Source organism: Flavobacterium sp. FG68 (assembly GCF_057808895.1).
Genome location: NZ_JBMDIY010000053.1, coordinates 1 through 13460 on the forward strand (window position 1 = coordinate 1; position 13460 = coordinate 13460).

A 13460-nucleotide genomic window follows, 5' to 3' on the forward strand; every position below is an offset into this window, starting at 1 on the left:
TAGAGCTGGACTTCAGTCCAGTTTACAGCAATATTTAACAAACCCACAAATCTTTCACAATTTAGTTCCGAAGGAACGATCCATATTGTAGAGCTGGACTTCAGTCCAGTTTACAGCAATATTTACCTCTTGCAAAACGAACCTATTTTTTATAAAAATGCTAAATTATTCGCTCTTGATAAATATTCTTTTTAAATACGAATAAGTTTAGGTAAATTTGCGCTTTATTTTTAGAATAGTGCAAAAACAAATCATAGTTCTCATTGGCGGTCCTGGTACAGGAAAATCTACGCTTATAAACGAATTAGTCGCTCGTGGCTATTGTTGTTACCCTGAAATTTCCAGAGAAGTTACACTCGAAGCCCAAAAAAGAGGCGTTGAACAATTGTTTCTGGAACAGCCTTTATTATTTAGCGAAATGCTTTTGGAAGGACGTATTCAGCAATTTGAAAATGCTAAAAAAGAACCCAACACTATCGTCTTTATTGATCGTGGTATTCCTGATGTTGTGGCTTATATGGATTATATTGGCGATGAATATCCGGAAGATTTCGTAAAAGCGTGCGAGGATTATAAATATTCTAAAACTTTTATTTTACCGCCTTGGGAAGAAATTTATCAGAGCGACACAGAGCGATATGAAAATTTTGAACAGGCACTTACGATTCAGAAACACTTAATTGAAACGTACAAAAAATACGGTTATGATTTAATTGAGGTTCCGAAAGATACGGTTGAAAACAGAATTCTTTATATCTTAGACAAAATTTAGCAGCCGGTTTTTAAAGTTGTAAAACTAGAAACTGATTTCTACATTTTTAACTTTAAAACAGAGGCCATGCAGGACGCACAGGAAATTCTTTTAAAATACTGGAAACACCAAAGTTTCCGACCGTTGCAAAAAGAAATTATTGATTCGGTTTTAGAAGGGCAAGACACTTTTGCACTGCTGCCAACCGGAGGCGGAAAATCGATTTGTTTTCAGGTTCCGGCGATGATGCAAGAAGGAATTTGTCTGGTAGTTTCTCCTTTAATTGCACTGATGAAAGATCAGGTAGCGAATCTTCAAAAAAGAGAAATTAAAGCAATTGCGCTAACTGGCGGAATTCATACGGAAGAAATTATTGATTTACTGGACAACTGCCAATTCGGAAATTATAAATTCCTTTATCTTTCTCCGGAGCGTCTACAGTCTGACTGGATTTTAGAACGCATTAAAAATCTCCCTATAAATTTAATTGCTATTGACGAAGCGCATTGTGTTTCGCAGTGGGGGCACGATTTTAGACCGGCTTATTTAAAAATTTCAGAACTTAAAAAATACTTTCCTAAAATTCCCTTTTTGGCTTTAACCGCAACTGCAACTCCACGAGTTGTTGAAGATATTAAAACCGAGCTGGGTTTAAAGGATACTAAACTTTTTCAGCAGTCTTTTGAAAGAAAGAATATTGCGTACATGGTTTTTGAGGTTGAAGACAAATTGTATCGCGTTGAGCAGATTTTGAAGAAAAATCCGCAGCCATGTATTATATATGTCCGAAACAGAAAATCTTGTTTAAATATGTCAACGCAATTGCAATCGTTGGGATTTAGAGCAACGTATTATCACGGCGGACTTTCGGCTCAAGAAAAAGATAGAAATATGCAATTGTGGATGTCCGAACAGGCGCAGGTTATTGTAGCCACCAATGCGTTTGGAATGGGAATCGACAAGGATAATGTTAAAACAGTTATTCATACCCAATTGCCCGAAAACATAGAGAATTATTATCAGGAATCCGGAAGAGCAGGACGAAATGGCGAAAAATCATTTTCGGTTTTATTATTTAATAATTCAGATGCAAATCAAACAGAACAGCAGTTTATAAGTGTTCTTCCTGACAAAACGTTCCTGAAAACGATGTACATTAAATTGTGCAATTACTTTCAAATTGCTTATGGCGAAGGTTTAGACGATTCGTATTCTTTTAAAATGAATCATTTTTGTCATAAATACGACTTCCCAACTTTAAAAACCTATAATGCTTTGCAGTTTTTGAATCAACAAGGAATTATTACGATGTCTCAGGAATTTTCAGAAAAAGTTTCGATGCAGTTTTTAATCGAATCAAAAGAAGTACTTCGATACATGAGTCTGAATCCAAATAACGAAGAAATTATTCTGGCGATTTTAAGAACGTATCCGGGAATTCATGAAATGAAAACACCTCTTAATCTTTCGCTTATTGCAAAAAAATCAAATCATACCGAAGAACAGGTTACTGATCTTTTAGAAAAATTGAAAGAGAAAGATATCATTGAATACAAATCGAAAAACAACGACGCTACGATTTTATTTAACGAAGTCCGCGAAGATGATTTAACTATAAACAGAGTTGCTAAATATCTGGAAAAACAGAACAAACTAAAACGAGATCAACTTTCAAGTGTTCTCTATTATATAAAGGAAGACAAAACGTGCAAGAACAGATTGGTTTTGGATTATTTTGGAGAAGAAACTAAATCGAATTGCGGCGTTTGTTCTTTCTGTATTACTCAAAAAGGAAAAATTACCGAAGCGGATTCAATTGCTGATAAAATTCTTCACTTATTAAAAGCAACTGCACTAACTTCGCGCGAAATTCAGAATCAAATAAAATTAGATGCTAAAGATGTTATTGTGGTTCTTCAGGAATTACTGGAAAACAATCATATCATTATTTTAGCCAATAATAAATACGCTTTAAAATCATAATGGAAAAATTACGAATTATATTTATGGGAACTCCAGAGTTTGCAGTTGGCATTCTGGATACCATTATTAAAAACAATTACGAAGTTGTTGGCGTTATTACAGCTGCAGACAAACCAGCCGGACGCGGACAAAAAATAAAATATTCGGCTGTTAAGGAATATTCATTAGCAAACAATCTTACCTTATTACAGCCAACAAATTTAAAAGATGAAAGTTTTTTAGCTGAGTTAAAAGCTTTGAATGCCAATTTACAGATTGTTGTTGCTTTTAGAATGTTACCAAAAGTAGTTTGGGAAATGCCAGGTTTAGGAACATTTAATCTTCATGCTTCTTTATTACCAAATTATCGTGGCGCGGCTCCTATAAACTGGGCAATTATTAATGGGGAAACCAAAACCGGAGTTACAACATTTTTTATCGATGATAAAATTGATACCGGAGCGATGATTTTAAATTCGGAAATTGCAATTGAACCAACAGAAAATGCCGGACAACTTCACGACAGATTAATGCATTTAGGAAGCACAACTGTTATTGATACTTTAAAAGAGATTGAAAACGGAAATGTTACTACAACAATTCAGGAAGATAACGCCGATATTAAAACAGCTTATAAACTAAATAAGGAGAATTGTAAAATTGACTGGACAAAACCAGGAGATGAAATTAATAACTTAATTCGCGGCTTAAGTCCTTATCCTGCAGCATGGTGTTTTTTGAAAGATAAAAATGAGGAATTAAATATAAAGATATATGAAGCCAAACTGGTTTCAGAGGATCATTCTTATGAAGCTGGAACTTTAATTAGTAATAAAAAAGAAATCAAAATTGCAATAAAAGAGGGCTTTATTCAGTTATTAAGTCTGCAATTACCTGGTAAGAAACGAATGCAAGTAGCAGAATTGTTAAATGGGATAACTTTTTCTGATAGCGCAAAGGTCTATTAAGGTCAGTAAAACAGGGGTTTCTACCTGTTTTTGATCGATGAACAACACGCTTTATGAACAAAAAAAACAAGTTATCAACAATTATTGCTAAAATTAAAGAAAACACTTGCACGCAACGGATTTCCTACTAAATTTGTGTATTAACAATTTTTTTTAACCAACAATTAATAACTAATTATTATGAACAAATCAGAATTAATCGATGCTATCGCTGCTGATGCAGGAATTACAAAAGCTGCGGCTAAATTAGCTTTAGAGTCATTTTTAGGAAACGTAGGAACTACTTTGAAAAAAGGCGGAAGAATTTCATTAGTAGGTTTCGGATCTTGGTCAGTATCTGCGAGAGCTGCTAGAGACGGTAGAAATCCTCAAACAGGAAAAACTATCAAAATTGCTGCAAAAAATGTAGTAAAATTCAAAGCTGGAGCTGAATTAGAAGGTGCAGTGAACTAAGTAAGAAAGTTCTCTAAACTAAATAATATAATTAAGACCCTCCTTATGGAGGGTTTTTTTGTGCGGTTTAACGATTTTTTTTGTGAATTTAAAAAATTTATGATTAAATTTAATAAAAATTGTAGCCGTATGATTTCAGAAAAATTAAAAAAAGGACACCTGCTTATTGCCGAGCCTTCAATAATTGGAGATTTATCTTTTAACAGATCGGTAATTTTATTAGCAGACCATAACAAAGAAGGATCAATAGGTTTTATCATTAATAAACCATTAAAATACACTATTAATGATTTAATACCTGAAATTGAAGCCAGCTTTAAAATATATAACGGAGGCCCAGTTGAACAAGACAATCTGTACTTCATTCATAATATTCCTGACTTAATCCCGAATAGTGTCGAGATTTCTAACGGAATTTATTGGGGTGGAGATTTTGAATCAACCAAAGACTTAATTAACGACGGATCGATCAATAAGAACAATATTCGTTTTTTCTTAGGTTATACCGGTTGGGACGAAAATCAGCTTGAAAACGAAATGCAGGGAAACTCCTGGATCATTGCTGACAATAATTACAAAAACAAAATTATTGGAAAATCTACTACCCATTTCTGGAAAGAGCAGATTATTGAACTTGGCGGTGATTACGTTATTTGGTCAAATGCACCTGAAAACCCATATCTGAATTAATTTTCGGATATGGATTCATTTAGTTTCTGTACTAATAAATGAGCCAGATTACTTGTAAACTCTTTTTTTCGGTATTTGCTTATCGGTTGTATTCCTGTGATTACATTTGTTAGAAATAATTCGTCTGCTTTTTGAAGATCAAACGGCGAAATTATTTCTTCTAATACTTCTATGCCTTCTACTTTCTTCGCTAAAGCTAAAATCTGCTTACGCATAATTCCGTTTAAACATCCTTCAGAAATTGGCGGTGTAATTAGTTTTTTGCCCGAAACCATAAATAAATTTCCCTGCAAAGCTTCAACAACATTTTTAGTGTCGTTTAGTAAAATACAATTTGCCAGTCCGTTTTCATGGGCAAAAATACTTCCGGTAACATTAATCATTTTATTAGTCGTTTTAATCGACGATAATAATTGTTTTGTAACGTAGAAGTCTTTATACAAATCAACTTCGTATTCGGCCGTATTTAAAGCATATAAAGTATTATCAAGCAACGTTGCATGAATTAAAAAAGAAACTTCATTTGTTTTTGGCAGATACAAACCTCCATCGTTTCTAAAAACAGTTATTCTGGCTCTGGCCGATGAAGCAATGTTTTTTTGCTGCACAAGATTTAAAATCTGCTCTTCAAAATATTCCATTGTAAAATTCATGGGAATTTCCATTCTAACAACACGCATCGAAGCCATTAACCTGAAATAATGATCTTCGAGAAACAAGATTCTATTGTTGATTATTTTTACTGTTTCAAAAACGCCGTCTCCGTATAAAAAGGCACGATTTTGAGTTAGAATATTTTCTTCTTGTGCAATGTTTCCGTTAAAATTGATCATAAAAAAACCCTGAATTTTGTTCAGGGCAAATATAAGGCATAAAATAGACTTTTACTAAACAGATCCTATAAGATGTTTTAGGTCTGAGATTTGATTCTCCCACAATTGTTTAGCTTCACCTACTTCTTCTTTTTCTGCAAAATCGACTACCATTAATGATACATCCTTAGTTAATTCATCAACTAAAATATGGAGTTCAAAAAAGTATTCAGTATCCTTACTGCTTTCATCAACCCATTTAAACTTTACTTTTTCACCTGTTTTTTTAGATGCAAGACGTGCTTTTTCCTGCGAATCGTTCCAGATGAAAGTAAAAAATTCACCTCTTGAATTAACATTGTCAGCAAACCATTCTGATAATCCTGACGGAGTTGATATATATTGATACAATAATTGTGGCGAAGAATTGATCGGAAACTCGATTTCGTAACGTATTTTTGAATCCATGTGCTACTTTTAATTTTTTCGAAATATAAGAATATATGTCCAAAAACAATGCGTTTTTAAAAATATTTTTTTTTCTTCATTTTATTCTTGTAAGCTTTAATATTATTTCTATCTTTGCACCCGCAATCAGGAATTCAATGATAGCAGTCCAGGCGAGGTAGCTCAGTTGGTTAGAGCGCAGGATTCATAACCCTGAGGTCACGGGTTCAACTCCCGTCCTCGCTACAAGGTAAAAACATAGATTTTATACGGTTTTAGAGTGATTTAAAACCGTTTTTTTATGCCTAAAATTTTGAGCCTTTTATCTAAAGAACACAAAAACGCACACGTTTTGACTTACAAGAAAAAATACTCTGTACCAAGTATTTATGATGCAAATAGCGATTTATCTAAACGCTGGTACGTATATTTCTCCTTTCGAAATCCTGCAACAGACAAGCTCGAAAGGCAAACTCATATTTATGCAGGGGTAAATCAATTTAAAACTCTTAAGGAACGAAAAGAAGCAATAAAAATACTTCGTAACGCAATTGAGACAATTCTTGTAAATGGATATAACCCCTATGAAGATTCTAATCCAGTAGATCAATCGAAAAACTACAATATTCCAGATGCTGTTACTTTTGCTCTTGAACTAAATAAAAACACCTTAAAAGAAAATAGCTACAGAGATTTTAGAGTTAGACTAAAATCATTTGAAAAATGGCTTTTGGCAAATGGATTTGAAAATAGATATATCACAGCGGTAAATAAAAAAACTGTCATAACTTATCTGAATTCCGTATTAGCCAACACTAGTCCAAAAAACAGAAACAATACTCGATCAAACTTATCAATGTTTTTTAAAACACTTGAAGCAAACGAGATTATTGAAGATAATTTCATACCAAAGATCAACGTTTTAAAGTCTACTCCTGAAAGAAATAAAACTTTTAGCAGTGACCAAGAAAATGACATCTTGAATTATCTTCTAAAACATGACACTCTTCTTCTCCTATTTATACAGTTTATTTCTTATAATCATTTGCGACCAATAGAAGTGGTTCGCTTGCGTGTTTGCGATATTAACATAAAAGACAAACTCATTTATGTACGTGCCAAAAACAAAGCGGTAAAGACGAAACTAATACCTGAAATATTACTCCATGAACTACCGAACCTTGAAAAATTAGAACCTGAAAGCTACTTATTCACGCCAAAAGGTATAGGTCACGAGTGGATAACAAATGAAACTGATAAACGTGGTTACTTTGGGGATCGTTTTAAGAAAGTAAAGGTTAGTTTAAAACTAGGAAAAGATTATGGTCTTTACAGCTTTAGACACACTTTCATAACCAAATTATATAAAGAACTAGTTAAAAATAGCACCCCAAATGAAGCAAAAAGTAAACTAATGCTTATTACTGGTCATACAACAATGGGCGCTTTAGAAAAATACTTACGTGATATAGATGCTGTTATGCCCGAAGATTATTCTAAACACATAAAATAAATGTAGACTTTTTTTGCTCAGATCTGTTCCGGATCTTTTTCCAGGTTATAGAAAAAATCTACATTTAATTAGTTACCGATAAAATGCAATATAGATTTTTTTTGACAAGCTTCGTTTCTGTATATCTAAAAATAACTGAATTATACACCCCAAGAAATAAGGGTTGTGAAGTAACAATTCATTTGGCAAACGTTACATTCTAATCTTTTAACATCAATCACACAAAGCTAGCCAAATCACGATGGGATGTGTGATTTTGTCGTACATATGAATAAGTTGCCTGATATGCTACTTCGTTAGAACGTAACTGGGAAACGAGAAACATTAAATTCCGAATTTTAAAAATTAAATTGTAGTTTTGCGTAAACGATAAAAAGTAAATGATAGCAGTTAATCAAAAAGTAAGTATTGAGGAATTTGATAGTAAAAGCTATCAAATAAAAGACCTTGAGCCTTATGACAAGGCCTTGATTACACATTACTTACACAATTACAGAAACGGAGTTTCAAAACATTATAAAAAAGACGCTGTAAAAGTTTTAGACAATTTTGTTAAGTACAAACTAGTTGAAGAACAAGTAAATATTGTTGCTGAAGATGCTTTACAACAATTGCTTTTTGAAGTTGAAAATGTTCCTTTTCCAACACCCGAAAATTATACTTTTAAATTTATTGACCTATTTGCAGGAATTGGTGGTTTCAGATTGGCAATGCAAAACGTTGGCGGGAAATGTGTTTTTACAAGTGAATGGGAAACAAGTGCTCAAAAAACTTATAGAAAAAACTTCGGAGAAGTTCCATTTGGAGATATCACAAAAGAACGTGTTAAAAATTATATCCCACAGGAATTTGAGGTTTTATGTGCAGGTTTTCCTTGCCAAGCATTTTCGATTGCAGGAAACCAAAAAGGTTTCGCCGATACCAGAGGAACTTTATTTTTTGACATTGAGCAAATCGTTGTAAAACATAGACCAAAAGTTGTGTTTTTAGAAAACGTAAAAAATTTAGTTTCCCACGATAAAGGAAATACATTTAAAACTATAATTTCAGTTTTAGAAGATAAATTGGGTTACAAAGTTTTTACAAAAATTTTGAACTCCATGACACACGCAAACATTCCACAAAATCGTGAAAGAATTTTTATAGTTGCATTTGACCCTAATCAAGTTAAAAATTTTGCTGATTTCCAATTTCCTTCTGAAATTAAATTAACAAAAACTATTCACGATATTTTAGAAAAAGGAAAGCAAGCAGATAATTTATATTACAAAAAAGATCACGCATATTATCCAGAACTTGAAAAAGCGATGACTTCAAAAGACACAGTTTATCAATGGCGTAGAGTCTATGCAAGGGAAAATAAAAGTAATGTTTGTCCAACTTTAACAGCAAATATGGGAACAGGCGGACACAATGTACCGCTTATAAAAGACGATTTTGGAATTAGAAAATTAACTCCAAAAGAATGTTTTCTATTTCAAGGTTATCCCGAAAATTACATTTTGCCAACCTTGGCAAATAGTAAACTTTATATGCAAGCAGGAAATTCTGTAACTACAACATTAATTGAGAGAATTAGCAAGGAAATCATAAGAGTTTTATGAAATCGTTTGCTGAAATAGACATTGAAAAAAACGGGAATTATTTGAAACTGCTTTCAGCAGTTTCAAAGCTTTCGGGTTTATTCAGTGAAAGTGCTGTACCTTTCATAAATTATCGTGTTGCCGAAAATATATTTTGCAGAAGTTTTGATGCGGGCAATTTATCTCGTTCAGATACGGCTTTTGACGCAAATTATAATTCTGTTGGTGTTGGTTTGAAAACTTTTGTTTGTAATGGTAATTCCAGTACAGAAAAGGTAGCAGAATTCAACTCATTATCAAGGACGTTACGAGATTTTAAAGGCGAAGAATTAGCGCTAAAGCTTGGAGAATTCAGAAATGATAGAATAAATTTAGCAAATCGTGTTTACAATATTCAAAATTCACTTTATCATATTGTTGCAAGAAAAGAAAAAGAATTATTACTTTATGAAACGGATTACAATATCATAGATATTGCTAATATTCATTCAGTTAAAGATAATAAAGCAAGTTTACAATTTGAAGATGGAAATAATCTATATACTTTCAATTATTCAAAAAGCACACTTTTTAGAAAATTTATAAGTCCTCAAAATGCGTTTCGTTTACCAATTGATATAATTGAAGACCCTTATTCTTTGCTTCTTGAATTGTTTGAGGAGAATAAGAATTTAAAAACTGCAACTGACAAACTTGTTAAAGGCGAAAATTATGTGATTTTGCCTCTTTACGGAATTCAAAAAGGAGAAAAGTTTATTTTTGAAAGAAGCGGTTTAAATCAGTGGAATGCCAACGGAAGAAAAAGAGATTTTGGAGAAATTTATATTCCAATTCCTGCGGAATTGCACCGGAAATATCCACATTTCTTTCCAAAACGTGACCAAGATTTTAACTTACAAATTCCAACAGGAGAAATATTTACCGCAAAAGTTTGTCAAGAAAACTCAAAAGCCTTGATGACTAACCCAAATAAAGCTTTGTCTGATTGGTTATTACGCAGAGTTTTACAACTTGCAGAAGGCGAATTGGCAACAATAGATAAATTGGACAAATTAGGTTTTGATAGTGTTATAATTATAAAAGACGAAAATGGAGATTTCAAAATTGACATTATGAAAACCAATACTTATTCAGAATTCACTACTGAAACCGAATAAAAGCACATCAGCTAACACATGTTGCAATCAATTTGAGTAGGGCTTAATGAAAAAATAGGTTTGTATTTGAAAGATATCGCAATATTGAGCATCGTCCGAAGACTAATTCTAAACACATAAAATAAATGTAGATTTTTTATCAAGATATTTGCTCCGGATCTTTTTCCAGGCTAAAAAAAAAATCTACTTTTTAAACAAAAAAATCGCATTACATTTCTGTAACACGATTTATAAAGCTAAAACTAAAAAACTACTCCTGATAAGAATCGGTCACGGCGCCAACTAAAGCGTGTATTTCTGCATTTAAAATATTTTTATCTACCGAATAATACCAAAAACCATTATGTTGACCTAATTTTATAGGTACTTGTATTTTATTTTCTTCATCAACAGTCTCAAATACAACAACGGTCAATTGAGTACCATAAGCATAATCTAAACCGAAATCTATATGAAGAAAATTTCGTGCATTTGCTGCTAAATCTTTTTCTCTAGTAACTACTTTGTTACTCGGATAAATCCTTATTAACTCGATTTTTGTCAGCAATAAATTTTCAGGTAAAATTTCAGTTATTACTCCTTTACCTATATTTTGGATTTCATATATTCTTAATATCATATTCTTTTTTCATTATAAGTTTATAGGCGTCCATCTTTTTTTGTAAACGTTCTTGCGGAGTTCTAAACATAGATGAGATACCTCTGTTAATTTGAACGTTTTTTGAATTGATTATTTCGGTAGAAAATTTGTTTTGAAGCAGGTTTCTCGCAAAATCATAATCTTGGTTCGCTTCTAAATTTTCGTCGAAATAAAGCCTTGTATTGTAATACTTTTTTAGATTTTTCAGTTTTAACAGCGCACTGCTTATATTGGTTGTATTAAAATCATTTTTTCTAAGATCATTCGTAAAAGAAATACAATCACTATTCCCACTTAATCCATCATATCCAAAAAAAACCGTATCGTCGTCACTTAAATAACAATAATCTTCGTTACTGTCGTAAAATATATCAAGAAGCAGATTCCTTGCTTTAGAAGCATTTTGAATCTCAGCATCGATATAAGTGATATTTGGGTTTTCAATTTTGTCAAACCCCTTATTCATCCAAACGATTACAATTTCAAAACCTAGCTTCAAGTAACTTTTAATGCAGTTTTTAAAGATTATTTCCCTTTCTTTTAAATCATTAAAATATGAAGGTATGTATACTGTCATCAGCTTGCAAAATATCCTATAATAACATTCCATTTACTATCTGTTTCAGCTATAGTCCTCTGTGCTTCGGGCAGGGCTAAAATATAGTTACAAATATCCTGTTCTGTGAATTCAGGCGGTAAGTTATTCTTCTCAATTATTAATTGTCTAACAACGTTATTCTGTGCTATTCCTGCTGAATCGCTATCTAAAAAAAAAAACTTCCTCGATAATTCAATCAAAAACTCATTAAAGTTTACAGCTACAATAGGAGGTGAACAATTAATAAGGTCTACCTGAGTATAATCTAAAACTAAGGCATTGTTTGCAAATGCGGAAACAGACTGAATTTTGAATTTGTTTTTATCTTCTGGAATTCTCAACAGATTTTGAGCCGGATTAAACGAAGCTATCAAGGTTTCGTCATTTTTTTGCAGCAAAACATTCCCGTTTGAAGCTTTTATAAATTTTACAAGTTCAGCCATGACTTATTTTTTAGTTTTTCTAACCGTTTTTTTCTTTGCAACAGGTTTCATTTTAATCACTTTCTTTTTTACCGTCGGCTTTGTTGTAACTTTTACGATTTTACCGCCTGTAATATATTTATAGCCTTTTTTAAGTGTGCCGTCGGCTTTTAATCCTGTGGCTTTTACCACACCGCTGCAAATTTTCTTTAATCCTCTAACTGTTGGCTTTTTTGCAGTTACTTTTCTTGTTGTTGTTCTTTTTGTTGCCATCTTTGATTGATTTAATGTTTATTAATTGTAGATTTTTTAATGAAATTTCCCTGGAAAAATTAGATCCGGATGCGATAAAAAATCTACTTTTCGATTTATTAGTTTACAGTAAATGATAATTTTTTCTTTGGTTTTGATTCTGCCCGATTCTCAGCAACTGTACGAACCAGTTTTTTGCTGAAAATGTTGAATTTCAAACTGTCGAGCGGTTTATTTTGGTATCGGTTTTTATCCGAAAAAATGTAATTATCTCGGTAATCTGGTTTCTTTTCAGTAAATAAAACTATATCGGCATCAAACTGGCTTTTACTGCCTCCACGCATTTTACCGTCAGTTGTCTGCTGAAAAATCACAATGAATAATTTGCCATCGTATTTTTTTCTTAAATCTTTGTCAACCTCAAAACCTTTCTGCATTTCCTGCATTTTAGAGAAACTATCAATTACAATAACATCATTATTTTTTATTACTTTATCTAAATCAGCAGCACTTTTTACAACAGGGTTTTCTGTATTGATTAATGCTTTTTCATTCAGGTATTCACCCGCTTTATCATAATAAAGAGTACTTTCAGGATGTTCTTCGATACTGGCGTGTCCAACTTTGTAATTTTGAGCAAAAGTGTTTATGAACTGAAAGCACATTCTTGTTTTCATTGAACCCTGACCGCCTGTTAATGTTATTACAACGCTCTCCTTCTGCTGACGCTCAATTTTTCCTAAAAACTCTGAAATATCTGTGTTCTGAATTTTAAAATAATCAACCTTTGCAGGTTTATTAGCCATTTTATAGGCTAAAGAGTTTTTATTAAGATTAGCTTTTGCAACAATTACTTTTTCTCTCACAGCAGGTTTTACAGCACTTTTTACTACAGGCTTTTTTTTTACAATTCGCTTTGCAGCAGGTTTCTTCACAGGACTTTTTTTTACTGGTTTTCGTTTAGCTTTTATTGCAACTGGCTTTTTTATTGATGTTTTTATGTTTTTTTCAGCACCATTTAAACCAAAAGGTTCAACAAGGTTTTTTATCTCGATTAAGAAAGTGTCATCTTTAAAAGCCTGCAAAACCTTAATCACCCGTTTTGATATAATGGTATTCTTTTCCTTTTCGGCTTTCATCAATAAATTTTCAAGCGTCGAGCGGGAAACTATTAAACCATTAAGGCTGTTGAATTCTTGTGCTAAAGTCATA

15 protein-coding genes and 1 tRNA gene are annotated in these 13460 nt (G+C 32.4%); 9 read left to right on the forward strand and 7 right to left on the reverse strand.

What is annotated here, in order from left to right; translation table 11 throughout:
• Positions 1 to 238: 238 nt before the first annotated feature.
• The 5 genes from ACODSB_RS22955 to ACODSB_RS22975 all read left to right on the forward strand — a co-directional run bounded on the left by ACODSB_RS22955 (position 239) and on the right by ACODSB_RS22975 (position 4824).
• Positions 239 to 772, forward strand: coding sequence for an AAA family ATPase (locus ACODSB_RS22955; RefSeq protein WP_488938742.1), 534 nt, complete (start codon positions 239 to 241; stop codon positions 770 to 772).
• A gap of 66 nt (positions 773 to 838) precedes the next feature.
• The gene (locus ACODSB_RS22960; RefSeq protein WP_488938743.1) at positions 839 to 2734 is read left to right on the forward strand and encodes a RecQ family ATP-dependent DNA helicase; all 1896 of its coding nucleotides are present in this window, start codon (positions 839 to 841) and stop codon (positions 2732 to 2734) included.
• Positions 2734 to 3681 carry a methionyl-tRNA formyltransferase gene (gene fmt / locus ACODSB_RS22965; RefSeq protein ID WP_488938744.1) on the forward strand — a complete coding sequence of 316 codons (948 nt, stop codon included), beginning with the start codon at positions 2734 to 2736 and terminating at the stop codon, positions 3679 to 3681. Before ACODSB_RS22960 ends, fmt begins: the two co-directional genes overlap by 1 nt.
• 180 nt (positions 3682 to 3861) lie before the next feature.
• Positions 3862 to 4134 (forward strand): HU family DNA-binding protein, encoded by a 273-nt coding sequence (locus tag ACODSB_RS22970; RefSeq protein ID WP_012022249.1) that lies wholly within the window; start codon positions 3862 to 3864, stop codon positions 4132 to 4134.
• Between the two features lie 129 nt (positions 4135 to 4263).
• Entirely contained in the window at positions 4264 to 4824 is a 561-nt protein-coding gene (locus tag ACODSB_RS22975) for a YqgE/AlgH family protein (protein ID WP_053472839.1), read from the forward strand.
• Here ACODSB_RS22975 and ACODSB_RS22980 read toward each other — a convergent pair.
• Together ACODSB_RS22980 and ACODSB_RS22985 are read right to left on the reverse strand one after the other, a co-directional pair.
• Complete coding sequence (locus ACODSB_RS22980) at positions 4821 to 5657, reverse strand: aminotransferase class IV (RefSeq protein WP_488938745.1); 837 nt, start codon at positions 5655 to 5657, stop codon at positions 4821 to 4823. The genes ACODSB_RS22975 and ACODSB_RS22980 overlap by 4 nt on opposite strands.
• Before the next feature lie 54 nt (positions 5658 to 5711).
• Positions 5712 to 6104: an START-like domain-containing protein gene (locus ACODSB_RS22985; protein ID WP_026727620.1), complete on the reverse strand. Its 393-nt coding sequence runs from the start codon at positions 6102 to 6104 to the stop codon at positions 5712 to 5714.
• A 151-nt stretch (positions 6105 to 6255) separates the two neighbouring features.
• Here ACODSB_RS22985 and ACODSB_RS22990 point away from each other — a divergent pair.
• The 4 genes from ACODSB_RS22990 to ACODSB_RS23005 all read left to right on the forward strand — a co-directional run bounded on the left by ACODSB_RS22990 (position 6256) and on the right by ACODSB_RS23005 (position 10336).
• Positions 6256 to 6329, forward strand: a tRNA-Met gene (locus ACODSB_RS22990).
• Positions 6330 to 6384: 55 nt separating this feature from the next.
• Positions 6385 to 7596: a tyrosine-type recombinase/integrase gene (locus ACODSB_RS22995; protein WP_488938746.1), complete on the forward strand. Its 1212-nt coding sequence runs from the start codon at positions 6385 to 6387 to the stop codon at positions 7594 to 7596.
• Positions 7597 to 7976: 380 nt separating this feature from the next.
• Positions 7977 to 9200, forward strand: a complete 1224-nt coding sequence (dcm, locus tag ACODSB_RS23000) for a DNA (cytosine-5-)-methyltransferase (protein WP_488938747.1) — start codon at positions 7977 to 7979, stop codon at positions 9198 to 9200.
• Positions 9197 to 10336, forward strand: coding sequence for a phospholipase D-like domain-containing protein (locus ACODSB_RS23005; RefSeq protein ID WP_488938748.1), 1140 nt, complete (start codon positions 9197 to 9199; stop codon positions 10334 to 10336). The genes dcm and ACODSB_RS23005 overlap by 4 nt, the downstream gene beginning before the upstream one ends.
• A gap of 250 nt (positions 10337 to 10586) precedes the next feature.
• Here the strand turns inward: ACODSB_RS23005 and ACODSB_RS23010 are convergent, their stop codons facing one another.
• The 5 genes from ACODSB_RS23010 to ACODSB_RS23030 form a co-directional block, all read right to left on the reverse strand.
• Positions 10587 to 10955 carry a hypothetical protein gene (locus ACODSB_RS23010; protein ID WP_488938749.1) on the reverse strand — a complete coding sequence of 123 codons (369 nt, stop codon included), beginning with the start codon at positions 10953 to 10955 and terminating at the stop codon, positions 10587 to 10589.
• Positions 10936 to 11475 carry a hypothetical protein gene (locus ACODSB_RS23015; protein ID WP_488938750.1) on the reverse strand — a complete coding sequence of 180 codons (540 nt, stop codon included), beginning with the start codon at positions 11473 to 11475 and terminating at the stop codon, positions 10936 to 10938. Before ACODSB_RS23015 ends, ACODSB_RS23010 begins: the two co-directional genes overlap by 20 nt.
• 77 nt (positions 11476 to 11552) lie before the next feature.
• Positions 11553 to 12017, reverse strand: coding sequence for a hypothetical protein (locus tag ACODSB_RS23020; protein ID WP_488938751.1), 465 nt, complete (start codon positions 12015 to 12017; stop codon positions 11553 to 11555).
• 3 nt (positions 12018 to 12020) lie between these two features.
• A complete protein-coding gene (locus tag ACODSB_RS23025) occupies positions 12021 to 12269 on the reverse strand; it encodes a hypothetical protein (protein WP_488938752.1) in 249 nt (82 codons plus the stop codon).
• 98 nt (positions 12270 to 12367) lie between these two features.
• Positions 12368 to 13459: a P-loop NTPase family protein gene (locus ACODSB_RS23030; RefSeq protein ID WP_488938753.1), complete on the reverse strand. Its 1092-nt coding sequence runs from the start codon at positions 13457 to 13459 to the stop codon at positions 12368 to 12370.
• Position 13460: the final 1 nt, after the last annotated feature.

Excerpts from the sequence above, each read along its gene's own strand:
- ACODSB_RS23020 (WP_488938751.1), bottom strand. The coding sequence starts at position 12,017 with ATGGCTGAACTTGTAAAATTTATAAAAGCTTCAAACGGGAATGTTTTG.
- ACODSB_RS22980 (WP_488938745.1), bottom strand. The coding sequence starts at position 5,657 with ATGATCAATTTTAACGGAAACATTGCACAAGAAGAAAATATTCTAACT.
- ACODSB_RS22975 (WP_053472839.1), top strand. The coding sequence starts at position 4,264 with ATGATTTCAGAAAAATTAAAAAAAGGACACCTGCTTATTGCCGAGCCT.
- ACODSB_RS22960 (WP_488938743.1), top strand. The coding sequence starts at position 839 with ATGCAGGACGCACAGGAAATTCTTTTAAAATACTGGAAACACCAAAGT.
- ACODSB_RS23025 (WP_488938752.1), bottom strand. The coding sequence starts at position 12,269 with ATGGCAACAAAAAGAACAACAACAAGAAAAGTAACTGCAAAAAAGCCA.
- dcm (WP_488938747.1), top strand. The coding sequence starts at position 7,977 with ATGATAGCAGTTAATCAAAAAGTAAGTATTGAGGAATTTGATAGTAAA.
- ACODSB_RS23005 (WP_488938748.1), top strand. The coding sequence starts at position 9,197 with ATGAAATCGTTTGCTGAAATAGACATTGAAAAAAACGGGAATTATTTG.
- ACODSB_RS22995 (WP_488938746.1), top strand. The coding sequence starts at position 6,385 with ATGCCTAAAATTTTGAGCCTTTTATCTAAAGAACACAAAAACGCACAC.
- ACODSB_RS23030 (WP_488938753.1), bottom strand. The coding sequence starts at position 13,459 with ATGACTTTAGCACAAGAATTCAACAGCCTTAATGGTTTAATAGTTTCC.
- ACODSB_RS23010 (WP_488938749.1), bottom strand. The coding sequence starts at position 10,955 with ATGATATTAAGAATATATGAAATCCAAAATATAGGTAAAGGAGTAATA.
- ACODSB_RS22970 (WP_012022249.1), top strand. The coding sequence starts at position 3,862 with ATGAACAAATCAGAATTAATCGATGCTATCGCTGCTGATGCAGGAATT.
- fmt (WP_488938744.1), top strand. The coding sequence starts at position 2,734 with ATGGAAAAATTACGAATTATATTTATGGGAACTCCAGAGTTTGCAGTT.
- ACODSB_RS22985 (WP_026727620.1), bottom strand. The coding sequence starts at position 6,104 with ATGGATTCAAAAATACGTTACGAAATCGAGTTTCCGATCAATTCTTCG.